Origin of the sequence: Aeoliella mucimassa (assembly GCF_007748035.1) — a bacterium.
GTDB lineage: Bacteria > Planctomycetota > Planctomycetia > Pirellulales > Lacipirellulaceae > Aeoliella > Aeoliella mucimassa.
Window position 1 is genome coordinate 962,374 of sequence record NZ_CP036278.1, and the last position, 24,719, is coordinate 987,092.

19 protein-coding genes are annotated in these 24,719 nt (G+C 57.1%); 7 read left to right on the top strand and 12 right to left on the bottom strand.

Going from position 1 to position 24,719, the window contains the following annotated elements:
* Nucleotides 1-73 precede the first annotated feature (73 nt).
* The 3 genes from Pan181_RS03960 to Pan181_RS03970 all read right to left on the bottom strand — a co-directional run bounded on the left by Pan181_RS03960 (nt 74) and on the right by Pan181_RS03970 (nt 3,946).
* Entirely contained in the window at nt 74-973 is a 900-nt protein-coding gene (locus tag Pan181_RS03960; RefSeq protein WP_145245588.1) for a sialate O-acetylesterase, read from the bottom strand.
* Nucleotides 974-1,067: 94 nt separating this feature from the next.
* Entirely contained in the window at nt 1,068-2,390 is a 1,323-nt protein-coding gene (locus Pan181_RS03965; RefSeq protein WP_145245589.1) for a beta-ketoacyl-[acyl-carrier-protein] synthase family protein, read from the bottom strand.
* Nucleotides 2,391-2,515: 125 nt separating this feature from the next.
* Entirely contained in the window at nt 2,516-3,946 is a 1,431-nt protein-coding gene (locus tag Pan181_RS03970) for a hypothetical protein (RefSeq protein ID WP_145245590.1), read from the bottom strand.
* A 646-nt stretch (nt 3,947-4,592) separates the two neighbouring features.
* Between Pan181_RS03970 and Pan181_RS03975 the strand changes: the two genes are divergently transcribed.
* Nucleotides 4,593-5,534 carry an IS5 family transposase gene (locus Pan181_RS03975; RefSeq protein WP_145244898.1) on the top strand — a complete coding sequence of 314 codons (942 nt, stop codon included), beginning with the start codon at nt 4,593-4,595 and terminating at the stop codon, nt 5,532-5,534.
* 260 nt (nt 5,535-5,794) lie between these two features.
* Complete coding sequence (locus Pan181_RS03980) at nt 5,795-6,508, top strand: leucine-rich repeat domain-containing protein (RefSeq protein ID WP_197528891.1); 714 nt, start codon at nt 5,795-5,797, stop codon at nt 6,506-6,508.
* A 44-nt stretch (nt 6,509-6,552) separates the two neighbouring features.
* Here the strand turns inward: Pan181_RS03980 and Pan181_RS03985 are convergent, their stop codons facing one another.
* Nucleotides 6,553-7,590, bottom strand: a complete 1,038-nt coding sequence (locus Pan181_RS03985; protein ID WP_145245592.1) for a hypothetical protein — start codon at nt 7,588-7,590, stop codon at nt 6,553-6,555.
* A 71-nt stretch (nt 7,591-7,661) separates the two neighbouring features.
* Nucleotides 7,662-8,021 carry a PEP-CTERM sorting domain-containing protein gene (locus tag Pan181_RS03990; protein WP_145245593.1) on the bottom strand — a complete coding sequence of 120 codons (360 nt, stop codon included), beginning with the start codon at nt 8,019-8,021 and terminating at the stop codon, nt 7,662-7,664.
* Nucleotides 8,022-8,245: 224 nt separating this feature from the next.
* Here Pan181_RS03990 and Pan181_RS03995 point away from each other — a divergent pair, with 224 nt between their 5' ends.
* Nucleotides 8,246-9,040: an IS5 family transposase gene (locus tag Pan181_RS03995; RefSeq protein WP_145245101.1), complete on the top strand. Its 795-nt coding sequence runs from the start codon at nt 8,246-8,248 to the stop codon at nt 9,038-9,040.
* Here Pan181_RS03995 and Pan181_RS04000 read toward each other — a convergent pair.
* The gene (locus Pan181_RS04000) at nt 9,006-10,961 is read right to left on the bottom strand and encodes a pentapeptide repeat-containing protein (protein WP_145245594.1); all 1,956 of its coding nucleotides are present in this window, start codon (nt 10,959-10,961) and stop codon (nt 9,006-9,008) included. The genes Pan181_RS03995 and Pan181_RS04000 overlap by 35 nt on opposite strands.
* 82 nt (nt 10,962-11,043) lie before the next feature.
* Nucleotides 11,044-12,015 carry a pentapeptide repeat-containing protein gene (locus Pan181_RS04005; RefSeq protein ID WP_197528892.1) on the bottom strand — a complete coding sequence of 324 codons (972 nt, stop codon included), beginning with the start codon at nt 12,013-12,015 and terminating at the stop codon, nt 11,044-11,046.
* A 153-nt stretch (nt 12,016-12,168) separates the two neighbouring features.
* Between Pan181_RS04005 and Pan181_RS04010 the strand changes: the two genes are divergently transcribed.
* A complete protein-coding gene (locus tag Pan181_RS04010) occupies nt 12,169-12,474 on the top strand; it encodes a transposase (RefSeq protein ID WP_145245198.1) in 306 nt (101 codons plus the stop codon).
* Entirely contained in the window at nt 12,471-13,355 is an 885-nt protein-coding gene (locus tag Pan181_RS04015; protein ID WP_145245596.1) for an IS3 family transposase, read from the top strand. Before Pan181_RS04010 ends, Pan181_RS04015 begins: the two co-directional genes overlap by 4 nt.
* On the opposite strand, the gene Pan181_RS04020 is transcribed toward Pan181_RS04015, so the two are convergent.
* Entirely contained in the window at nt 13,331-15,514 is a 2,184-nt protein-coding gene (locus Pan181_RS04020; protein ID WP_145245597.1) for a pentapeptide repeat-containing protein, read from the bottom strand. The genes Pan181_RS04015 and Pan181_RS04020 overlap by 25 nt on opposite strands.
* 283 nt (nt 15,515-15,797) lie before the next feature.
* Between Pan181_RS04020 and Pan181_RS04025 the strand changes: the two genes are divergently transcribed.
* Both Pan181_RS04025 and hypD read left to right on the top strand, forming a co-directional pair.
* Complete coding sequence (locus Pan181_RS04025; protein WP_145245598.1) at nt 15,798-16,709, top strand: glycyl-radical enzyme activating protein; 912 nt, start codon at nt 15,798-15,800, stop codon at nt 16,707-16,709.
* Between the two features lie 47 nt (nt 16,710-16,756).
* The gene (gene hypD / locus Pan181_RS04030; protein WP_145245599.1) at nt 16,757-19,117 is read left to right on the top strand and encodes a trans-4-hydroxy-L-proline dehydratase; all 2,361 of its coding nucleotides are present in this window, start codon (nt 16,757-16,759) and stop codon (nt 19,115-19,117) included.
* A gap of 55 nt (nt 19,118-19,172) precedes the next feature.
* On the opposite strand, the gene Pan181_RS04035 is transcribed toward hypD, so the two are convergent.
* From Pan181_RS04035 to Pan181_RS04050, 4 genes are all read right to left on the bottom strand, one after another.
* Nucleotides 19,173-21,050 (bottom strand): FAD-dependent oxidoreductase, encoded by a 1,878-nt coding sequence (locus Pan181_RS04035; RefSeq protein ID WP_145245600.1) that lies wholly within the window; start codon nt 21,048-21,050, stop codon nt 19,173-19,175.
* A 196-nt stretch (nt 21,051-21,246) separates the two neighbouring features.
* Nucleotides 21,247-22,098, bottom strand: coding sequence for a TIGR01457 family HAD-type hydrolase (locus tag Pan181_RS04040; RefSeq protein WP_145245601.1), 852 nt, complete (start codon nt 22,096-22,098; stop codon nt 21,247-21,249).
* 254 nt (nt 22,099-22,352) lie between these two features.
* On the bottom strand, nt 22,353-23,483 hold the full coding sequence (locus tag Pan181_RS04045; RefSeq protein ID WP_197528893.1) for an SGNH/GDSL hydrolase family protein: 1,131 nt from the start codon (nt 23,481-23,483) through the stop codon (nt 22,353-22,355).
* Nucleotides 23,484-23,492: 9 nt separating this feature from the next.
* Nucleotides 23,493-24,572, bottom strand: a complete 1,080-nt coding sequence (locus Pan181_RS04050; RefSeq protein ID WP_145245603.1) for a PEP-CTERM sorting domain-containing protein — start codon at nt 24,570-24,572, stop codon at nt 23,493-23,495.
* Between the last annotated feature and the right edge of the window lie 147 nt (nt 24,573-24,719).

Here is a 24,719-nt window from a genome sequence, read left to right on the forward strand (position 1 = left end):
GCTCGCTTTTTACCGAACGCAACGCTCGCTGCAGGCGGGGCAGGGGGGGGCGAGAAAGCTGGCCAAGGCCCGGCTACGGAGAATGCTCCTCCGCGAGTTCGCCGGCCATCGCTGCGGCAAACTTCCGCCCTAAGCGAAGCTGCCCTTCGGCGTCGTAATGCACGGTGTCGCCGAGCAGCGGGCAGTCGTCGGTCGAGACCATCCGCACCCGCTCGATTGCTTCGGGCTCGGCGGATTCGGCGTCGGCCGCCTGCATCTGTGCACGAAGCTCGGTGCGATGCGTAAACCGCGGCAGCGCCGGCTCGTGCGGAAGCACCTGCCCGAACACCAGCGGCAGCTTCTCGGTGAGCTTTAGGTCCTCGGCAGTCCGATCCCGCAAACGCTCGAGGTTCGCAGCGTAGGTGGTTGCCGAGAGTTCGTGCTTGCTGTCCTGTTCGCCTTGCATCCACAGCATGCCGCGCACCTGCGGGGTGTGGCCATCGGCTTGCAGCTTGTCGATGCCTTGGCGAAACAGCTTGGTCATCTGCTTGTAGAGCGTGCCTTGGTTCTCGTCGTCAGCCGACAGGCCGGCGTAGAAGTTCCGCCGGTTCGGCGTGGGTTCGCCACCTTGCCATTGGTTGCCGTGCCAGCCATGGTGGAGTGGCATGCCGCTCGCATGGTACTTAATCAGGTAGATCGGCCGCTCCGCGGTCGCAGTTTCGAGGGCGAAGCCCACCTCGGGGCCGAACTCGCCAGGCCGGGTGGAGTTGAGCGTCTTGCCCAAAACCAGCGGCTCGAACTCTTTGCCGTTGAAGTAGTACGTGTGAGGAATCTCCCGCGGCACGTCGTCCGGCAGGTTCTTCACCTTCGCGATACCCTGCATGTTCGACTGCCCGCCGAGCAGGTACACATCCACTGTTTCGGCGACAGCAAGCGAAGCTAGTAGATTCCAGCTAACCAGCAGCAGTAGGCAAATCGGCGAGCGAATCATCATAGCGCCTGGTGGGTGAGCAGGTGGTGAACACTGCACCTACTCTACCGGCTTGGCGGCCATTTCCCAAACGTTTTCGCTGGGATTCGCCCGAAACCTAAGTCAGCAGAATCGCTAGCGCGCTGGCTTGCCCTTGCGGCGTAACGCTCAGCTTCAGGAAGCTGCTGCCAGGCGAGTCGTTGGCCGTGGCGATCTTCAAACCGCACTCCGCATCAGGCTCCGCACAGTTGAGCACTGCCGGCAGTTTGCCTTGCTTTGCTGCAAGCAGGCTGCAAGCGAGTTCCACCACGCCGCTGCCGGCGCCGAGGTTGCCGAAGTAGCTCTTCAGCGCGGTCACCGGAACCGTCGAGCCTGCGTCGCCGAGTGCTTCGCGAATCGCGGCTGCCTCGTCGGCGTCGCATTCTTTGGTGCCGAGTCCATACGCGTTGATGTGACCAATGTCGCCCGGGGCGAGTTTCGAGTCCCGCAAGCAGGCCTTGATCGCATTGATGAGTGCTTGCTTGGTGTTGCCGTGCAACTGGCGGTCGGCCACCATGCTCGAGCCAATGCCAACGATCTCGCCGTAGATGGTTGCTCCGCGGGCTTCGGCCTTCGAGCGTTCTTCGAGCACCAGCACGCCGGAACCCTCGCCGGCCACCATGCCGATGCGATTGGCAGCAAACGGGCGACTCGCGGTCGCCGGATCGCAATCCTCCGTGGCCAGCTCTTCGGTCTGCATCGCGTGGATCGCTTGCATCGGCAAGATGCGTGTGCCGGTCGCTCCGGCGAGCATGAAGTCGGCGTGCCCGCGGGCGATGGTGGTAAACGCCTCGCCGACGGCGGCGTTCGACGCGGCCTCGCGGAGCGTGAGCGAATTGTTCGGACCACGCAGGTCGTTGAGGATTGCCACATGGCTGGCCGGCATGTTCGGCAGGTACTTCAGCATCCAGAGCGGGGTCATTTGCCCCAGCCCGGTCGTGCCCCAGTCGCCGAATTCAAACTCGCCCGACTCGCCGGTGCATTTCTTGATGCCATCCACGTAGTCTTCCGGCAGCGTCAGCATGTAGTCGCTACCCAGCACGATGCCCGACCGCTCGGGCTCGAGCGTGTCGCTCTCGATACCGGCGCTGGCAACCGCTAGCTCGGCTGCGGCCACGGCCATCTGCGTTTCCCGGCACATCACCTTCAGGGCTTTGCGAATCGACTTTTTCTTCTCTTTCGGCAACTCGCCGAAGTCGTCGATGTGGCCGGTAAACTGCCGACACTCGCCTGCGTAACGCAGCGGCAAGCTTTCGGCTTCAGGCAAGGTATCGCAGGCCACCACGGCACTTTTGCCGGTAGCCAGGGCCTCGCCGACCGTGTCCAGTGAACTACCCAGTGGCGAAACCAACCCGATTCCGGTGATTACCACACGCCGATTATTTTCTTGGGAAGTGCTCATAACCTCGGCAACATATCAAATCGCCCCCCTTTCGCGGAGGGGACTATCCGCCTCATTGCTCCAGCTTCCCTCGGTTTTCAAACCGAACACCATCCGGCAAGGGACTGCTGGGCGCTAAGATTGTATCAATATCGACCTTGGAATGTCGCTGGATTGCGGTTGGCCGTCGACACCGGGGCGTTCGGCGCTGCGGGTGGCAACACGCTACCCTTGGCCTCGATGAACAGCAAAGCGTCGGCCCGCGGAGCCGTTTTGAACATCGGCAACGCGCTGGTAATCGAATTGTCGCGGGTCGGACCCGGCGTGCCAATCACGCCCATCGACAGCAGCAGCACGTGACCGGTCGGCCAGCGGAACCGCTCGTGCAGGTTCGCCATGGTCACTTGCGGTACCTGCACTTCCATCCGCTGGTTCTGTGCCACTGGGGTCGGAATGTCGAGCGTCACCGGCACCATCTTTTCTACCTGATGCAGCCGAAGCTTGATTACCGTGTCGCAGGTGGTTTTGTCGAGCGACAACAGCGGACTGAAGTCCAACGCGAAACCTTCTTCGAGTTGACCCTGCTCCGGCTGGAATCCCGGCCAGACGTTCGGCGTAGGAATCACTCCCTTGATGTAAGGGCGCGGCCGCATGGTACTGATAGTGATCGCTTGTCCGTTGCCCACCAGTTGGGTCGGCGAATTGTATTCGCGGTAGTCGCTGCGACGAGTCAGGTCGGCCAGCAGCGCGGCCGCATTCTCTTTAGCCATGATCCAGCCCTGCACGCCTGGCGATTGCACGTTGATTGGAGTCATCAGCGGCAACGCCTTGGCTCGCCAGTCGGGACTCTTCACCGTGGCCACGCGGAGCGAAAACGCATCGCTCTGCGCCTGCTGGTTGACGAATCGATCGACAATATCTGCGACCATGCTTTGCAATTCCGGCGTGTGATACACCTTCAAGGTTTCGCGACTCGCACTCAAAATGCCGAGCGGTTCGCTGTGCCAGGCTTCGTATCCCGTTTCGCGAAGAATCCAATCGACCACCGCCTGCTCTGGCTTCTGGTTGTTTTGCACCCGCGAAGTGTAAGGGCTGATGTCGTACTCGCGCCAAACCTGACCATGGTCGCGCGGCAAGGTGCCGCTACCTTTGGTGACCCGCGCCCGCGTCGGTGGGTTGCCAGTCACAGGTACCATGTTGTTTGCATTCGCTGGTTGCATATTGTTCGCCGGTGGCGTGCCTGGAGCCGGTTGCATGGCAGCCGGAGTGGCCGAAACCGGAGCGGTTGTCGCCGGTGCTGGGGAGTTCGGAGTCGCTGCCGGCAAGTTCGATCCCGCGTTCGGCTGCGATGGGATCGCACCGAAGTCGCTCGATAGACTCGAATCGAGCGGCGCCAGCGGCGGAATGCTCGGCACCCCACCCGCTGCCGGACCAGAAGCACTCGATGGATCGGCGTACCGGCTCGTGACCGACGACTGCCAGCTACCCGGCTGCTGGGCAACCGCAAAGCTCGAGGTCAGGCAAACGAAGCAGGTCCAAGCAAAGTTCAAGGCTTGGCTACGTCGGGATTTCATCATGTTCTCCGTCCGTGGAGGGGGGATAAGCGAGCATCACGCACAGAACCTGCGCGGGCGGCGAGTATAGGAACCCGCACCATCGCGGGCAAGGTCGGTGAACGGGACCTAACTGCAGCGAATGCTATCACTCGCGCAGCACCCATTACCCCACCTACTAAACGCCCCTCCGGCGAATAGATTCCCAATTTACCCACCGATGGGAAAATTGAATCTGCGATGACTCTACAAAACCAGTGGTTTTCGCGCTCGAATAGATTCCCATTTCCCAAAACGCATCGAGTGGGAATCTATTTTCGCGATGGGAATCAATCGCAAGTCGTTGATAGGTAACAAGTTGCATCAACACCTCCGCGATAGTTACCCAAAATAGATTCCCATGGGTGGGTAACTATTTTGAGTTGGGAGTTGGGAGTTGGGAGTAGATATGTCATCTTGAGGGAGCTTCCAGCGACTGAAAGATCTAGCCTACCGCTTGCAGCCTAAAGCCTACAGCTTTGCCACACGCGCAGCAGCGAACCCGCACGCCAGCAACCATCCGCCAGCGCATCGCTAATAGTTTGGCATGGCCTTGTTGAACAATTAGTCACAAACCTCCGTAAAAACTAACGTGGAATGGAACCACGTACCTTTTTTACGGAGATCGAACATGGCTACGAAAGAAAAACGAACCTACAAAGTCACGAACTGGAAGGAGTATAACAAGTCGCTCATCGAGCGTGGAAACATCACTATTTGGTTTAGCGACGAGGCGTTGGAGAACTGGGAACATCCTAACGACCAGACAAAAGTCGGTCGCCCTTTTGTCTTCAGCGATACGGCGATCGAGTGCTTGCTGACGATTCGCGAACTGCTGAAACTTCCCTATCGGCAGACTGAGGGATTCGGCCGCTCGCTGGTGGCGATGTTGGGCGTCGAGGCAGCGATTCCCAATTATTCTTCGCTCGCCAAGCGAGCCAGCAAGCTGAATGTTTCGCTCGATATCGCTAACAAGAGGGGCGACATCGATATCGTGGTGGATAGCACCGGCATGAAAGTGTTTGGCGAGGGCGAATGGAAGATGCGGACGCATGGCAAGTCGAAGCGGCGGACATGGCGGAAGCTGCATTTGTCGGTGAATCCTGACACCCGCGAGATTGTGGCGGAGATTTTGACCGAGAACAGTTGCCACGATGCCGATGCGGTTCCCGAAATGCTGGAGCAGGTGGAGCAGCCCGTAAAAAAGTTTCACGGCGACGGTAGTTACGACAAGTGGAAGGTTTATGAAGGGCTGGAATCCGAAGGCATTGAGCCGGTGATTCCGCCGCAGCACAACGCCAAGATCAAACAACATGGCAACTCTGCGGAGGAGCCTTTGCCCCGGGACGAGGCAATTCGTCAGATTCGACGCAAGGGGCGTAGGAGTTGGAAAGAGGAAGTGGGCTATCATCGTAGAAGCTTGGCGGAAACGACCATGTACCGAGTGAAACAAAGCTTTGGGAGCCATCTCAAAAACCGAGTATTCGAAAACCAACAAACGGAAGCCCGCTTGCGCTGTAAAATCATCAATCAATTCACCCAACTCGGGCTTCCACAGTTCGAGTGGAGTTAGTCAACAAGGCCGTTTGGCATATAAAAAACGTTACATCTCAATCACCTCCAATTACTAAAAAGCCAACAGCCGATAGCTTATGGCCGACAGTCATTAATGCGTGTTCATTAGACCACTATAGGTGGCCAATTGCGAGCGAAAACTTTGGGAGTGGGCAATAATCTGGTTAGGTTTTCCGATAGAACTTACACTCTAGATGGCCGATTTGAGGTTAGGTTCGGCCGGCTGTCGTCTGCCAAGCTCTGGAACTGCATCGCGTCATGCGACGTCAAACTCATCCTCGCCACCTCGTCCGACGACTCCTGCTGGTCATTGTGGGACTCTGTCTATGCCCTCTGCTCGTCAATCTATACCGCGAAAAGCGTGATGAGACCCGTTTGCAAGCACTGCAGCATTCGATGAACTTGCAGGGAGGGGATGTCACGTGGGGGTGGAGCTACTACTACGATTCGGAGGGAGTCGCGCGAGAGGAAATGGACCAGTGGAAATTGCACTTTATCGAGAGTGGAACGTCTGGTTCTTCTATCTCCATGCTTGGCGTATATGGGAAGGCACTCAACGAGAAGGATGTGCGTACGGTCCTGAGCTTCCAAGATCTGAGAGGTCTGAGAATCACACCGGATGAGTTGCATCCCTACTTCTTTGAGCAAGTTGGCAGCCTCCATCACCTTGAGTATCTCATGCTGAGTGGAACGCCTGCGACGGGAACTGAGTTGTCGGGTTTAAAGCAAACCAACTTGAGAATATTGGATCTTTGCGGATCTCCCATTTCTGATAAGGGCTTGGAAGTGATCGCCCAAATTGAAACGCTCGAAACACTTTTGATAGAGAAGACAAACGTGACCGATCAAGGGCTTGTCCACTTGAAGTGGTGTCGGAACTTGCGTCTGCTACAAGCTGGCGGAAGTAAGGTTACGCAAGAAGGTGTGCAGTTGCTCCGTTCGACGAATCCCTCACTGGAGGTGGAGCTGTAGTTCCGGTTCTGGCGTCCCTGGTGCGATCGCGGTGCCATGTGTCACTAGAGATAAATCGCGTGCCCAATTCGGCTGAGCATGAGTAAATAGACGATGGCTGGGTTCTGGCAGTTGCGGGGGAATTGGATCTTCATCACTCCCTCGACGGCCGGGGTGATCTTGATAGAAGTCTCGCCTGGAAACTGCCATGCTTCCGACGCAATCACAGCAGCATCGTTCGCTTTGGTGAGGTAATGCACGACCAACTCCGATTTGGCGTTGTAGGCCAACACAAGGCCGATCGCAGCGGGATCGTGGAGACGGTCCGTCGAACTTGTACCGCCTAGTGGGGAAGTGGGATCGCTCGGCGGTTGAGGACGCGCGTAGTGGCGAAGTCCCCAGACTTCCGCTACGGTATCCACCCACTTCCATTCGGGCAGCTCCATCGGGAGTGCTCGTCGAGCGTTTGGGGTTTTGGCTGCCATCCGCTTCAGTACTTCGGCTAGGTAGGCCTCGTCGGTCGCACACACAAGCAGGTTGGGTTGCGGGTGGGCCAGCAGCCGCTGCCGTCCGTCCCCTTTCTTCTTCCCATGGAAGATGGCAACGGACTTTCCAGCGATTTGCTTCTGTTGTTTCGCTTCGGTAAGGCAATGTTGAAAGGCCTCTGCGACCTCCGCCTGCAGTTTGTTGTCGAAAAACAGAAACTGGCAGCCTTCGAAATGAATCATGCCCAGTTGCAGGAAGTCGCTGTCTGGTTCCGGCAGGGGGTGAAAGTTTCGACTCCCTTCGATCGCGAAAAGGGCTGGCTTGCCGCGGAGGCTTTGCCCAAGGATGTCTTGCAGCTTGCCCTCTTTGCTCGCGGTAAACAGAAAGCTGGGCATGTCGCGATAATCGGACGTTGATTCTTCGTTCTCTGTGGTAGGGAACAACACCAACGGCCCTTTTGCGACGACAAAGGTTTCCGTGTCGGCCGAAAGCCATTCCAAGGCCGACTTCACTTCCGCCGCCATCGCTGGCTCGCTCGCATGCTTCTCAGCGCTAGCAACTGATGCAGCCCCAAACACATGGAGTGCAACCATCAGCACGAACGAGAATGCTCTCATGGCAAAGGCTCCGTTTAGCAAGCGAGTTTGCGAGGCAACACGTCGAGCAGCCCAGCATCGCAATAAACCAACTAGCGACCCGACCGCCGCACGAGCGTCAGCCCGATGGCTAGCAACGCGAGTAACCAGGCGCTTGGTTCGGGCACTGCGGAGGTGAGTGTGACGTAGCCGGTGTTGTACAACTGGCTGGTGTCCCAGGTGGTGTTCGGGTGAAGCTTGAGGTAATCGAACTCGCCATTCGGGGTGACCCCCGTCCAGTCGAACACCTGGAAGCTGGTGCCGACCAGCGAGCTGACGTCGGCCTCGTCGTCCAGTAGTAACTCGAGGGTGCCGTTGAGTCTCACTTGGATGCCTGGGGCGAAGTGCAGCGTGGAACCCCACTCGTCGTCTTCGAACACCAGGCGAAGTGAACCGGAGGGAGCGATGGACATCGATTTTCTAACAGAGATCGGGATCGGGGAACTGTAATTGAAATCCCATAAACGCATGGTTTCGTTGGGATAGATGGCGAGCCCTTCGATTCTTCCGCTCGATTGGATGAGATTGTTTGCAGTGGCATAGGTCAGGTCTAAGAACGTGTTTTGAAATTGCCTGATTAAAGAAAAACAGCTACGGCTCCCTCTTTTGGTTAGCAGCCTGAGGAAGGAGCCGTAGCATGAAAACGGAAAGGAAGTATGGCAGTGATGTCACCGATCGACAATGGCAATTGCTTCGTCAGTTGTTGCCAGCACGTTCGCAGTTCGGACGTCGTCCGATTGACCGCCGGCGGATCATCAACGCGATCTTGTACGTCGTCCGCACGGGCTGCCAGTGGCGGATGCTGCCTAAGGACTTTCCGAATTGGAGTACGGTTTACGGCATCTTCTGGCGTTGGAGAAATGATGGCACGTGGCAGAAGATTCATGATGCGTTGCGAGCCAAAACACGCAAAGCGGCAGGCAAGAAGTCGACACCCACGGTAGCGATCATCGACAGCCAATCGGTTCGCACGGCCGAAGGAGGTGAAGAAAGGGGCTACGATTCGGCCAAGAAAATCACGGGCCGCAAGCGTCATGTGGCGGTCGATACGCTCGGATTGTTGCTCGCGATAGTCGTTCATAGCGCGGATTGGCAGGACCAGGACGGAGCCGAATGGGTAATGGACAAGCTGGGCGAGCAATTCAAGCGAATCAAGATTGTGTTTGGCGACTTCGCGTACGGTCGATCAGGGTTGCCCGATTGGACCTGGGAAACGTTTGGTTGGATTCTACAAACGGTGCTCAGGCCAGTCGGCCTAAAAGGGTTTGTGGTATTGCCGAAGCGATGGATCGTGGAACGAACTTTCGCCTGGCTGGCCCGACATCGACGGAACAGCAAGGACTACGAAAAAACAACCGCCTCCAGCGAAGCCATCACCTACGTCGCCATGATCAGCCTCATGTCGAAAAGACTGGCCAGCGCGGAAAAGTGAATTTTAAAACACGTTCTAAGTAAGTTCCCCGGGCGTCGGCATAGCTGAAATCGGTTCCTCTCAAGACACTGTTCGAGAAATTTGCAAAGACTATTTTTGCGTGGCGGAAATCGGTGTCGTAAAGCTCCGATCCAGCAAAAGAGGCAAAGTTAAGATCTTTCTCAGCAAAGTTCCACTCGCTCAAGTTCTTGTTGGATAAACCTATCTCAGAGAGATCGCCATCCTTATAGCTCTTAGTCGAATAGAGTTGTTCTGCACCGAGGCCGGATGTTCCAAAGTCTGCACCACGGATGTCGGCATCGGTCAAATCGGCATTAGTGAACCCAGCTTGCATCAGTGCGCCGCGAAGATTCGCTCGAGCAAAACTTGCATTGGTGGCGGATGCGGTGCGGAGATCTGCATGACTCAAGTTGGCGTCGCTAAAGTCGGCATCGGTAAGATTGCAGTGATAGAAACTGGCATTCGTAAGGTTGATTTGGGAAAAATCGAACCCAGTCAGGTCACTGCCATTGAATTCAGTACCACTCAGATCGCCTTGCTGATAGGAGGCGGTTGATTCGATTTGTGAGAATGTCAGATTCGAAAGGCTGAATAACCTGGTGTTGCGAACATCGGATCCGGCAAAGTTAGCTCCTGCCAATGAGCTGTCAGAAAAGGTGGTGTGCTCTAGGTTCTTGTTGGCAAAGTTCCAACCGTCAAGATCCATGCGAAAGAACTCTATTCCTGTGATTGTCCCGGATTGATAGGTTGCCGTGGAATAGAAAGCTGAGTCTGTAAATCCAGGAGCATTAAAAAAGTAAGCTCCTTTTATCACGGCATCAGTAAAATCAGCCCCATCCAGCGTAGCCTGAACAAATTGAGCATCGGTTAGATTCTGGCCAACAAAACTCCAATTCGTAGCATCTCCATACAACTCTATCTCCCTGAGGTCGTGCTCTTGATAGCTGGCCGTCGAATAGAGCTGCGACGAAGTGAATTCAGTATTGGCACCAATCGCGATTCCCTTGATCAGAGCACCAGTGAAGTCTGCGTTGGTAGCTGGTCCGCCACCAATAATAGCGTCGGTGAGATTCTGGTTGGAAAAGTCCCAGCCAGACAGGCCGGCGTGATGGGTCAGTTTGAGTCCAGTCAGATCACCCGATTTATAGCTTGCGGTGCTGTAGAGCTGAGCTGCGGTAAGACTGTTGCTGAAGCGTGCGCCCTGGATGTTGCTATCTGTAAAGTCGGTATTTGTTAGCACCGCGTAAATGAAATCGACATTGTTCAACGCTGCCTTCGAGAGATCAACGTTAGTGAGATCCGAGTTCTCAAAGCTCGAGTCGGTAAAGGTGGCTCCTGATAGCTTGGCATCGGTTAAATTGGCGTGATCTAGAATAGCATTGGTAAGATTGGCCTCCGATAAATTCGCTTCGGTCAGGTCGGTATAACTTAAGTCTGCGTTAGAAAGATTGGCTCTTGAAAGATTGGTGCCAATCATGACGTTAGATTCACTCCGAAAACTTGCGTAGGAGAGTTGGGCTCCACTCATGTTGGCATAGGAATAATCTGAACTCCTATTAAATGAGCGAGTGAGATTCGCCCCGCTCAGGTTGGCTTCGGTCAGGGTCGCATTGGAAATGTAAGAGTCCGTGAGATCGGAGCCACTGAGATCTGCACGCGTTAGAGTGGCGTAAGAGAAGTTACTGTAGTGAAGGAGGTATCCGCTCAAGTAAGCTTGTGTGAGGTCTTTTTCTCGGGCATTGAATCGCACTCCAGGCACTAATCCCGCACCATCGGGGCAGAGTGTGGTCGACGCTTGCACGCCTTGCGAGGGATCGGATGGGTCGATGTACTCCCACTGAAAAACATCGGCGCAAGCCGAGGTGTAGGCGAAGAGTGTAAAAAGTAAACCGCCGAGTGTCGCGTGAAGAAGGGTATTCATCGTAATGTCATTAGCGAAGGATAAAGTGGTAGCTGAGTTGTGGGTGTAAGTCTCAATCGGATCAGCCAAGCTAGTGAATGTCTCACCGCCCGCGCCGCACGAGCGGCAGCCCGATGGCTAGCAACGCGAGTAACCAGGCGCTTGGCTCGGGCACGGTTTGCGAGTCGGGAGTGTCGCTCGGGGGAACCGCCTGTCCAAAGTGGTTTTTCCAGAGTTGGTAGTCTTCGAAGGAGCCCCCTTGGTCTCTCCACACGGTGTAGTCGGCCAGGTTTACCAGTCCGTCGGCATTGAAATCGCCGGGCATCAGCAGCGTGACTGCACCGGTTTCGTAGAGCTGGCTTAGGTCCCAAGTCGTTCCGGCAGCGAGCACGATGCTGTCGAACTCGCCCGTCGGTTCGACCCCGGTCCAATCGAACAGCTGGAACGTGGATCCGGCCAGCGAGACCGTATCGACACTTTCGTCGAGCAGTAGTTCCAACGTGCCAGCCAGGGCGACGTCGATCCCCTCGACAAAGTTGAGCGTCGAGCCCCAGGCGTCGTCTTCGAACACCAGGCGAAGCGTGCTGGTAGCACTGAGCGACATACCATCTTCAACCATGATGTCGATCGAGGGTGTCTGGTTGTAATCCCACAGCCGCATCGTGTCGTCAGCCGCTAGGTGCAATCCAGCAACGTAACCATCGGGATGGATGAGGTTGGTGGTGATGGCGGTGCTCGTTTCTAGTCTTTTTGTGCCTCGCGTATCGGAGCCGCTCAGATTGGCGGTTTCTAAGTAGGAGTTCGTGAAATCAACACCAATTAGGCATAAGTGTGAGAGGTCCCATCCCACGAGATCATTGCCGCGAAGGCTTGTGCTAGCCAGATTGCCCGCCCGATAACTGGCCGTGGAATATAGTTGGGCCGCAGTAAACCCTTTAGCGGTTGCCTCATATAATTTCGCCCCTCGTATTTCAGCGTTGGTGAAATCGACATCTTCAAGGGTGGTTCTGTCGAGTTGGGCTTTGGTCAGATTGGCCCCGCTAAAGTTGGCCCCCGTGAGAACTGAATCAAACATCCAGGTACCTGTTAGATTCAGGCCGGAAAAATCCCATCCCGTCAAGTCTAATTCGTGCAGACCCAAGTCAGTCAGGTTCCCGGTCTGCGATAACCCAAGACTTTCGGACAGTGGCGGGAGCCGGAATAATGGTTCCCATAGGAGGTCCGAAATATGGACGAGCAAGCGAAGCGGCAGCGGCCGACGTATAGCGATGAGTTCAAGCGAGACGCGGTGCGACTGGTAGTTGAGGAAGGTTATTCGTTCAAGGCAGCCTGCGAGGCGGTGGGGGTATGCGATGCCACGCTGCGGGCCTGGCACGCCAAATTGGCTCCCCCGCCGGAGCCGTGCGGTGACGACGCCACGGTCGAGGAGATGCGAGCCGAGATCGCTCGGCTCCGCAAACAACTCAAGCGGACCGAACTGGAACGAGAAATCCTAAAAAAAGCCACGGCGTACTTTGCGAAGGAGTCGACATGAAGTACGCCTGGATTAGCGAGCACCGCGACTCCTTTCCGGTGGCCCTGATGTGCCAGCTCCTTCAGGTCAGTCGATCGGGCTACTACGACTCGGTCGACCGTCCGCGAAGTAAACGCTCCGAGCGGACGGCCAAGATTCACGAGTCCGTACGGCAGGTCTTCGAGGCAAGCGACACGATCTATGGTCCCCAGAAGATCGCTCACGAACTCCAGCAACACGAGGAGTTGGAGACGGCCTGTCGTAACACGGTGGCTTCTGCGATGAAAGAAATGGGCCTGAAAAGCCGAGTCCGTAAGCGGTTCACGCCGACGACGACCAAGGCGGATCCGTCCAAACAGCAAGCGCCGAACGTCTTGGATCGGGACTTCGATGCGGAGCGTCCGAACCAGAAATGGGTGACCGACATCACGTACTTGCCGACGCTGGCTGGTTGGGTGTACGTGGCGGTCGTCGTTGATCTGTTTAGCCGCAAGGTGGTAGGTTGGTCGATGAGTCATTCGCTGGCCACCCCGCTGGTGAGCGATGCGTTACGTCAAGCCATCGAGTCACGACAACCACGTACTGGCGAACTGCTGCATCACAGTGATCGCGGTTGTCAGTACACGAGTGAGAGCTATCAACGGACCTTGCAGACACTTGGCATCGAGTGTTCGATGAGCCGCCGGGGCAACTGCTACGACAACGCGGTTGCCGAGAGGTTCTTCTGGAGTCTGAAACATGAGTGGACGAAGCACTATGAGTACGCCGACCTTGAGTCAGCACGCCTGAGCGTATTCAAGTACATTGACATGTTCTACAATCGCCAGCGACTCCACCCGTCGCTGGGTTACACCCCCCCTGAAGCATTCGAAACCGATTACGCCCCGACCGTAGCGGCGTAACAGAATATGGCTCCCGCCGCTGTCCGAAAGTCTTGGGCTATCGCAGTCTGGTAATTGTAGGTAGAGTAGAACTGTTCTGCGGTGAAGTTTGTGGAGCCGCCAAAGCTGGCATTGGTAATGACTGCGTCGGCTAAGTTTGCCCCGTCAAGGTTTGAGCGAAAATACGCATCCGTGAGGTCGGCACCCGTTAGATTGGTGTTGCTGAGGTCGCATATAAACATTTGCGCATTTGAGAGGTTCTGCTCCGACAGATTCGATCCTGATAGGTCAAAGCGAGAGAATCTCACGTCTGAAAGATCTTGAGATTGGTAACTAGCCGTGGAGTGCAGTTGTGCCGCCGTGAGACCGATGGAATTATAAAAGTTCGAGCCACGGATCTCGGCATTCGTCAGGTCGGCATTCGTTAACGTTGCGTCTTCAAAGTCAGCGTTGGACAGGTTTTGCCCTGCAAAGTTCCATCCAGTAAGATCGTTCTTAACGAGCTTGATGCCAGTAAGATTCCCCGATCGATAGCTTGCGGTGGAGTAGAGTTGTCCGGCAGTGAATCCTCGCCAAGTAGCCCAATTAAAGCTGGCTCCCTCGATAATTGCATCTTCAAGAATTGTGTCAGTAAAGTTAGCATAACTTAAATCGGCATTGGTAAGATTGGTACCCGTTAAATTCGTGCCTGTAAGTATCGCTTCGCTAAGGTTTGCGCGGGGTAGGTCTTGTCCTGCAAAGTTCCATGCTGAGAGGTCATTGTCACGCAGGTTTATATCTGGAATGTCTCCGGCTTGATAGCTGTAAGTAGAGTAGAGCTGGTCTGCCGTAAAGCCTGATGAAGTTGTTGAAGAGAAGTTGGTTCCACGAACTACCGCGTTTGCGAAATTGGTGCCTGTCAGTGTGGCACTCTCAAAGGAAGCATTAGTCAGGTTCAGTCTAGCGAAATCCCAGTTGGTAAGATCCAAAAGTCCAAGACCTACTCCTGTGAGATTTCCAGCTTGATAGCTTGCCGTCGAGTGAAGTTGCGTAGAGGTAAATCCTGTTGCAGCTGAAAGGTCCGCTCCAAGAATGTTGGCGCCACTGAGGTCGGCACCTGTCAGGTAGGCGTGGAGGGCCGCATTGACGAGAGTGGTGTTGCTGAGATTAGCATTCGTGAGTTTAGCGGCCGCAAAGTTTGTGTTTGTGAGATCTAGGTTCGAGAAGTCGGCTCCCGGCATATCGGCGAAGCCAAGGTTAATGTTGGAAAGGTCCCCTGCTTGGTAATTGACTGTTGAGTAAATGTTCTCGGCAGTAAGACCAGTCGAGTTGTAGAAGTCGACACCACGAATATCTGCTCCAGCAAAGTTAGAGCCGGTCAGTCGGGCTTGTCGGAAATTGGCATTGGTTAATACTGCGTTCGTAAGATCAGCCCCTTCCATCTTGACGCCGTAGAAGTTTGCATTGGTGAGATTGGCCTCTACTAGTTTTGCGTTTGAAAAAGTGGCACTCGTAGTTTCTGAGTTAGTGAGGTTCGCTCCTGTCAGATCGGCCCCAATGAACTTGGCGTAATAGAAGTTTGCACCAGTTAAGTTGGCCTTTGCCAGGTTGGCGTCCGTAAGTCTGGCACCTGCAAAGTAGGCATTGGTCAGGTTTTGACCCTCGAGATTGATTTCAGTCAACCAAAGTTGATAGATGATGATGCTGGATAAATCTCCAGCTTGGTGGCTTGCGGTGGAGTAGACCTGCTCATTCGTCAAATCGTTCGATAGAGTAAAATAGGCTCCTCGGATATTGGCGCCCGTTAAGTCAGCACCAATAAGTGATGTGTTGTAGAATATCGCCTGCCTGAGGTTGGCATCACGAAGGTTGGCATTCGTAAGATCACTATTGTCAAAAAAAACATTAGTGAGGTTGGACTCATGGAAGTCAGCATCCACCAGAGTGGACTTCGAGAAGTGGGAACCCGTGAGGTCGTAGCCTGGCAAATACGCCTGCGTGAGGTCATTGTTGAGGGTGTTAAGACCCTTTGCAGGCACCAGCCCCGCCCCCCCCGGCGCTACCGTCGTCGACGCCTGCACGCCTTGCGAGGGATCGGATGGGTCGATGTATTCCCACTGGTAGATGTCCGCGTGGGTTGTCGCTTGGGCCAGCATTGCCAGTAGCAGGGCCCCTTGAAGCACTCTTCGTTGCGTGTGCATGTCTCTAATCGTTCGCGGTTGGCCGGTGGGGGAGAGAATCGGTATCGATTATATCTGCCAGTCCTGCACTTGTGTGCGGGATGACGCACGAATCGTGTTTTTAATTGAGGACTCTCGTAGCTTGTTTTCTAGTGGTTTACTGCCAGCACAGCGACGCCTTCTTGAGGTTTCCCGCGGTGGGCAATGGCAGCAGTTTGGTGGGGGGCAGTGAGCGAACTGGCGGATGCTTGCTAGAATGGGGGAAGTTCTCCCTTACCATGGCCAAACTTTTCAGCGGCTCCGTATGACACGGCTTCAGGGCAACGTGTTCAACATTCAACGCTATTCCGTGAAGGATGGCCCGGGGATTCGTACGACGGTCTTTCTGAAAGGGTGTCCGCTGCGGTGCTGGTGGTGCCATAATCCCGAGAGTCAGTCGAAGGGGATCGAGCTGGCCATCAACCCGGCGGTCTGCGTGGAGTGCGGTGGCTGCTGGGGGGTGTGCCCTCACAACGAGCCGGTCGCCGAGTGCACGGGGCCGTTGGCCGATTGGGCGCACTGCACCCAGTGTGGCGAGTGCGTCGAGGTCTGTCCCACCGGCGGGCGAACCATGATGGGCAGCCTGATGACGGTCGACGAAGTGATGGCCGCGGTGCTGAAAGATCGGCTGTTCTTCGAAGACTCCGGCGGCGGCATCACCCTCTCCGGCGGCGAGCCGATGGTGCAGCCGGAATTTGTTCGCGGGGTGCTTGCCGCTTGTCGCCAGCAGGAACTACGCACGGCGATCGACACTTGCGGCTACTGCCAGCAGGACGACCTGTTGTCGGTGGCTCCGCTGGCCGATCTATTCTTGTACGACCTGAAAGCGATGGACGAGCAAACGCATCGCGAGCATACCGGTGTTTCCAATACCCGCATATTGGATAACCTTGTCGCCTTGGGCAAAGTGCACTCGAACATCTGGATTCGAGTGCCGATAGTTCCAGGGGTGAACGACCATGCGAGCGAACTGGAAGCCCTGGCGCGATTCGCCTCTACAGTGGATGGCATTCGCCGGGTAGACTTGCTTACGTACCATCAGCTTGGCAGTCACAAGCACGAGCGGATCGGCAAGCAAGGTTCCGAACGCCCCGAAGCGGTACCCACCGCCGAGGTCATGCAATCGGCCGCTGAGCTGTTTCGCTCGCATGGGCTAACCGAAGTGCACGTAAGCTAATTGCTTGCGACACCGATCTCTGAACGCTTCTCAAAACACAACCTACTATGAACCAGCGCACTGCTCGTTTGCGTCAACAAAGTCTCGACGCGGTTCCCTCGATCTCGGCCGAGCGGGCCCGGCTGATTACCGAGTTCTATCGCAACGAAGACGGCAAGCACTCGGTGCCGGTAATGCGGGCTAAGTCGTTCCTGCATCTCTGTCGGCAGAAGTCCATTTACCTGGGCGACGAGGAACTGATTGTCGGCGAACGGGGCCCCGCGCCGAAGCAGGTGCCGACCTATCCCGAGCTGACGTGTCATTCGGCCGAAGACCTGCGAACGCTCAACACCCGCCCGAAGACCAACTACTCGGTGACCGACGAGTGCCTGGCCACGTACGAAGAGCAGGTGATTCCTTATTGGCGCGACCGGACGATGCGCGACAAGATCTTCGCAGCGTTGTCGCCCGACTGGCACGAAGCCTACGAGGCGGGCGTGTTCACCGAGTTCATGGAGCAGCGAGCACCAGGGCATACGGTGCTCGACGATAAAATCTATCGCAAGGGGATGCGCGACTTCCAACGCGACATCGCCCAATCGCTGGCCAAGTTGGAGTTCACCACCGACCCCGCAGCCTACGAGAAACGCGAACAGTTGCGGGCGATGGACATCGCTTGCGAAGCGGTGATCGTGTTTGCCGAGCGACACGCTGAGCTAGCCGAGCAACTGGCAACCACCGAACGCGACGCGTCGCGTCGCGCGGAACTGCAGAAGATCACGGAGGTCTGTCGGCAGGTGCCGGCTGGCCCGCCGCGTGATTTTCACGAAGCGTTGCAGGCGTATTGGTTCTGCCATCTAGCGGTGATCACCGAGCTGAACGGCTGGGACGCTTTCAGTCCCGGGCATCTCGACCAGCATCTGTGGCCGTTCTACCAGCAAGGCATCGCCGACGGTTCGCTCACTAAGGAGCACGCCCGCGAGTTGCTCGAAACGTTCTTTGTGAAGTTCAACAACCATACCGCTCCGCCGAAGGTGGGAGTGACCGCGGCCGAAAGCGGCACTTACACCGACTTTGCCAATATCAACCTGGGAGGGCTGCTGCCGGATGGTTCGGATGGTTCCAACGAACTTACCCACCTGCTGCTCGACGTGATCGACGACATGCACTTGCTGCAGCCGAGTAACAACGTGCAGCTGTCGCGTAAGACTCCCGACGCGGTGCTGAAACACACGCTGCGGGTGCTTCGCCATGGGTATGGTTTTCCCTCGATCTTCAATGCCGACGCGGTGGTGGAAGAGCAGGTGCGGCAAGGCAAGTCGCTCGAGGACGCCCGCGCGGGGGGATGCAGCGGCTGCGTCGAAACCGGCGCGTTCGGCAAAGAGGCGTACATTCTCACTGGTTACTTCAACATGGTGAAGGTGCTGGAGCTCACCCTGCACAATGGTTTTGATCCGCGCACCGGCAAACAGCTCGGCCCCGAGACTGGCACTGTGGAGCAGCTTGGCGACTTCGAATCGCTGTTCGCTGCGTTCTGCGCGCAGCTCGATCACTTCATCGAGATCAAGATCCGCGGTAACCAGATCATCGAGCAAATGTACGCCCGGTGGATGCCCGCCCCCTTCCTGTCGGTGATTACCGACGACTGCATCGCGACTGGCAAAGACTACAACTCTGGGGGTGCTCGCTACAATCACACGTTCATTCAGTTTGTCGGCATCGGCAGCCTGACCGACAGCCTGGCAGCGATCAAGCAGCTTGTGTTCGACAAAGCGAAGCTTTCGCTCAGCGATCTGCTTGGTGTGCTGGCGGGCGACTTTGCCGACAACGAACCGCTGCGGCAGACCATGCTCCACCGTCTGCCGAAATATGGCAACGACGACGACTATGCCGACGACCTGATGCGGCGCGCCTTTCAGGCGGTGTTCGATCGCGTGGATGGCCGCCCGAACTCGAAGGGAGGCCGCTACCAGATCGAGATGTTACCGACCACTTGTCATGTGTACTTTGGCTCAGTCGTCGGCGCGACGCCCGACGGACGCCTGGCAGGTATGCCATTGTCGGAGGGGATCTCGCCGGTGCAGGGGGCCGATCGCAATGGGCCGACCGCGGTGATTCGCTCGGCCGCGAAGATGGACCACATCAAGACCGGCGGCACCCTCCTCAACATGAAGTTCACCCCGAGTTTGCTGCAGGACGAAACCGGCATCGACGCCCTGGCGAGCCTGGTTCGCGGGTACTTCAAAATGGATGGCCATCACGTGCAGCTGAACGTGGTGCAAGCCGAAACATTGCGTCGCGCACAGGCCGCTCCATCATCGCACCGCGACCTCATTGTCCGCGTGGCTGGCTATAGCGATTACTTCTGCGATCTCTCCGAAGAGCTGCAGGAAGAAATCATCCAACGCACCGAGCACATGGGCTTCTAGAGCGTTTGGAACGTTGTCTCGCTATAGGATGGCGAGCAGGAAAGTGCAACTTGCCTTAGCGATCGACCTGGCTGCTCTGCTTGCCGACTCCGGTTTCGAGTAGCTGCTTCAGCTCGTCGAGGTGGGTCGTGTAAACGTCGCGAGGCAGGCAGTCGTGCGCTTTGCAGATCGATGCGGCCATGCCAACCACTTCGCCCATCATGCCGCAGGTGCGCATCACGCGGACGCCGCCGAGGGCTTCGTGGTTGACGCTGATGTCGCGACCAGCCATGAATAGGTTATTGACGTTCCGGCTGTACAAGCAGCGATAGGGTGCCCAGTAGGGGCCTTCGTACTTGCCGAAGTTCGCCCGCGAGATGAAGGGATCGTCGTCGCCATCGAACTTAGGATCGGCCAGGTGCAAGTCGAGCGACCAGGTGCAGGGGAACGCAGCGTCCTCGAAAGGCGTGGAGTTGCGGAAGTCGTCGCCGGTGAGCACCAGGTCCCCGAGTAGTCGTCGCGACTCGCGTTTGCCAGCGATGAACGCGGCCCACTTCAAGCGGTGGTTAGGGTACTGGCCATCGACGTTCTTCAAGGTGTCCCACGCCCCGTACATGGCTCGCAAGTTTTGATCGCGCACTTGTTCCATGTCGGTGATGGGATGCTTGTCGAAGCCGCTCTCCCAGAACCAGCCGCCGAGTTGGCCGAGGTTGGGTTTCGACGTGTCGCTACCGCGCCCGGGGAACTTGCGCTCGGTAAGGTCGACCGCCCAAGGACAGCGAGGGAAGGGGGCGGGCTCGTCGCTGGCTTTGAAGTTCAGCGACAGTGGATCGTCATCTTCGCACAAGCATTTGAGCTGAAATTCGTTTTGCTCCACGGCCCCCACGTTCCACAGATTGCTTGACCCCAAGTGGCCCGCTTCGGTCATGTCGTAGTCGGCACCGACCAGGCTGCCGAGCACTCCGTCGCCAGTGGCATCGACAAACATTCGCCCGCGGACGAGCTTGCGTTGCCCTGAGTGAACGTCCTGAGCGACGACCGATACCACTTGGCCCTCTTCCGTAGTGGCTGCGTTCACGCGATGCAGCAGCATCAACGTGAGATTGGTCTCGGCGCGGGCCAGGTCGAGCTTCCGCTGGTCGTCGTACACCTCGGCGTTCTTGGCGTTGCCATCGCCTGTTCCTTTGTCGCGAACCAGTTCCGACACCAGATCACCAACGTGCGGATAGGGCTGGAGGTTGGTTTTGCCTTCGGGCCACACGCGTACCTCGCTACTACCGTTGCCGCCGAGCACCGGGCGGTCTTGGATTAGTGCTACGTCGAGTCCCAGTCGCGCGCCCGCGATGGCAGCACTCGTGCCCGCGATGCCTCCCCCGACGACCACCAAGTCATAAGTGCCAGCTTCGATGGGCTGGTTGTCCCAACCGAGGAGTTCGGCGCGAAGTTGCGCGAGCGAGGTTCCACCATCGGGCGGAATGAACTCAAGGTCGTCGCTCAGCAGGATCGCGTCGCAGCGTCCTTCGAATCCGGTAAGGTCGTGCAGGGTGAGCTTCGCTTGCTTATCGAGTTCAACGACACCACCATCTTGCCAATGCCAGTTGGCTCCCTCGGTGCCGAACGTCGTTGCGAGCGGCTTGTCGTTCATCAGCAGTTGGAACCGACCGGGAGCCCCCTCGGCTCCCCACACGGCCACCCAGTCGCGGGTACGCACCCACACTCGATAGGTACCTGGCTTCGGCAATTCGATGGTATCGTGCGCGTCGAGCACTGGCTCGCCGAGTCCGTGGGCAAGCAGGTAGGGTGAGCCCATAAGATCCATGAACTGCTGATCGATGACCCAACCGCCGGTTTCGGTAAACGACTCAGGCTCTACCAACACCAGCGTGGGGTCAGCAGCAAGGCTCGAACCACTACTGCACAGAAGAATCGCGACCGCCAAGTACCAACGACTCATAGCAAGTGTCCTTACAAGAGGAATGAGAAGAGTGCGTCTCGGCCGCTTAGTGTAACACAGGTCGACCACCGCGCACAAAAAAGCCCTCAACCCCCGAGTTTTCGAGGGGGAGGGCTTGTTGGCTTGACTGCTGGTGCGAGCGAATCGTTGCACTCGTCAGTAGTGGTGTTTGCTCGTCGAACGTATCGACTGCGACCTACGAAGCGTGGGCTTTCGACCAGGCATCGATATCCAGCGGAGTGTCGTCCTCACGATTGTTGGTGGGGAGCACCTGGTGGATCAGCATGTCGGTGTCGCACAGGTCGGCAACCGAATCGACCACCAGATCGGGTTGGTAGGCATAGTTCTTCAGGTCTTCGCGCTTGGTGCCGCCGGAGAGGACCAACACGGTGCGATAACCCATTTGTACGCCGCCGAGGATGTCGGTCTCCATGGTGTCGCCGACCATGATCGTCTCGCTGGTGGCCATGCCGAGTTCCTTGCGTGCTTGACGCATCATCACAGGGCTGGGCTTGCCAACGCTGAAGGCTTGAATGCCAGTGGCTTCTTCGATCAGCTTAACGATCGCACCACAGCCAGGGCGGGTGCCCGACTTGGTGGGGCAGTTCGGATCGAGATTCGTGGCCACGAGCTTGGCACCATCGAGCACCATTTGCACCGCGGTTTCAAGCATCTCGAACGACAGCGTACGGCCTTCGCCGACCACCACGTAGTCGGGCGAACGATCGACGACCGCATAGCCGTTCTTGTGCAAAGCGGTCTGCAGGCCACCTTCGCCGATCACGTAGGCGGTGCCACCAGGGTGCTGGCGGGCCAGGTACCGGGCGGTTGCCATTGCACAAGTGAAGATGTGCTTTTCAGTCACGGGAATGCCCATGCGTTCGAGCTTGGTAGCAACGTCGCGACGGGTCCGTTGACTGTTATTGGTAAGGAACATGAAAGGAATGTCGCAGCTGCGAAGCGTTTCGATAAATTGCTTCGCGCCGGGAATCAGCTCGCTGGAGCGATAAATCACTCCATCCATGTCCAACAAAAAACCGCGTTTCATCAATGAACTCACAGGGGGATGGGGCGGGACCCCTTCGGTCAGCCGAGGCTGTAGGGGCGATAACGGAAGGAACTCACATCATTGCAACCCGCGTGCCAACCTTGTCGAAGCGACCGAATCTTCACCGCTTCTTTGCCTTAGTACTCGACATTCGCAGAACTACGGTCAAATAGGGACGGCAACCCGCTAGCAACGACGGTTCGTCTGTGCGACGTGTGCCTATTAAGTGGGCAGTGTGGTGGTCACTTTAACGTCTACCGAGCCCATACCATTCGAGCCACGAGACTCGCTAGCAGAAGTAACAGATAGCTCGATGGCTCCGGAACGCTGATAGCCTGCGCGGCGGAGAGGCTACCAGATTGCCCAAAATGACGACGCCAGATTTCGTAGTCGCCGGAGTCGACTCCCGCGAATCCATTGCCGGCGTTGTTGATAAGTTGCTCGTCGCTGGCCCCCAGGTTGTCGCGCCACACGGTGTAGTCGGCCAGATCGACCAGCGAATCGCCATTAAAGTCGCCCGGCAAGCTATCGCGCTCGATGAAATCGCCCAGGAGGCTTGCCAGCTCCGCATGCACGGTCGCGGTGGGATGGACGTCGTCCCAGAACAGATAACTCTCGGGGGTCGCGACCACCGGATCCGGGCCGGCCGCCTGGGTGACGTTCGTCAGCCTGTACTCGGTGGGGTGGCTGACCACGTGGTCGAACAGCCCCTCCACGTCGAACCGACGAAGGCTCAACTCGCTGAGCGAAAGCTCCAACCGGTCGAGTTCGAGCGAAAGCTGCGTGTTGTAGTCGACCGTCACCGCGGTCATCTTCGCGGCGAGCGCCGGGTCGTTGTTGTACCGCGGAGTCAGTCCCAGCTTCGGCAGGTTGAGTACCAGGAACTCACGGGCGCCATCGTTGTAGAGCCGAGTAATCTGGTTGCCTACGGTCGTGACCAACTGCGACATGCTCGTACGCCCCTGGAATAGGTCGTTGGCACCGATCAGCACCACGTGCAGCGCGGTGGGATCGGTGATGTCGTCATCCAGAAAGTAGTCGACCTGCTCGTCGAGATCGTTCAGGAACAGACCGTCGGGAAAACCGGTGCCAGTGGTCTGGGCGCCGCCGTACGCGTAGTTGTCGCCACCATCGCGGCTGGGCGTAAGCGTACCGAAGCCGAATTGCTGATAGAGCAGTTCGGAATAGACCGGCCCGTTGCTGAACCGCCCGTTGTAGTAGTCGCTGCCAGGCACGACGCCCCAGGTTGCCCCCGAGGTGTTTCCGACGTCGGACAGACTATCGCCGAAGAAGAATAGGTTGGAGAATCCCCAGGCCGACGAGCCGCCAACGAGTAGCAGCAACGTCAGCCCCAGTGTGCGTACACGTTGGAGGATGGTCGCCAAGCGGATTCCCTATCGGTGTCGGCAAGTCGTGACCAAGCCGACCGCTGCGAGTAGCAGCAAGGCGAGCGACGTGGGTTCAGGCACCGACGCTTGGCTTAACTCTTCCGGGAAAGCAATCGAGGCCCCGAAGTTGGCCTTCCATATCGCGTAGTCGTCGATGGTGACGCCAGGCTCCCCGTCGCCAAGGTTGTCGAGTGCGTCGTCGGTTTCATCGCCCAGGTGGTCGCGCCACACCGTGTAGTCAGCCAGGTCGACCGAGCCATCGAGATTGAAGTCGCCAGATAGCCAGATGTCGAGTACGTACTCGGTATCGTCGGCATGGTACCCAGTGAAGTAATAGTCGGGCCAGCCAGTGACGACGATGGTGACTTCGCCATTGGCAGGCACTTCGCCGGTAAGGCGTGAGTAGTAGGTTTCGAAAGTCGGATCATCGTCGTTGTAGTCGAGTTCGGTGCCGGTTTCATCGAACCAACCAATGATGGTGTCGCCCTCTACTTCACCCGAGGCAGACGTACGGGCTACGAACTGTGCGCCGGTCGGCAAGCCGGTGAAGGTCCAGAAGTCGACGTCGCGAGGCTCGAGGATGTTTTCGAGTTCGATGTTGTAGGTTGCGCCGGCCCAGTTGGCGTTGGTCTCGGCGTAAGTGTCGACGGCGCCAGGTACGAGAGTACCTGAGTAGTAGACCGAGTCGATCAGCTCGTTGTTGATATCGTAGATCGACACGTAGGCTTCGTAATCGCCGTACTCACTATGTTGACCCTCGAAAGTCTCGTCGGGATAGCCCGAAACCGTGAAGTTGATCGAGTTGTTCAGTATCGGCACTTCGAACAGAGCCGAGGCTCGTCCGTTTCCGTAGTAGCTACCGTCATCGTCAAAAAACTCGTAGGAGCCCGAAGTTCCAGCGGCAGTCAGGATGGTATCGATAGGAGGGTCGAGCGTCGTATCGCCGAGCGAGTCGTACACCGAATTGACCCCCGGTGAAAGCACCGTGGCCTCGTCGAAATACTCGTTCGGTTCGTCGGCCGAGGCAAAGGGGGCAACAAGCAGGGCGATAGCCGTAAGCAGCAGAGCAGGGTAGGTACGCGACATGGTAAGCCTTTCAAGTGGGTTGCGTTGCCGCTCCCAGGCGTGTCACCGAAGTGCAGCCAGCGGGGGTACGGCGGACCAATGAAACCAGCGTCTCTGTCGGACTGGTACCTCCTCCCAAGCTTCAAGCAGGCACAATCTAAAGTTTAC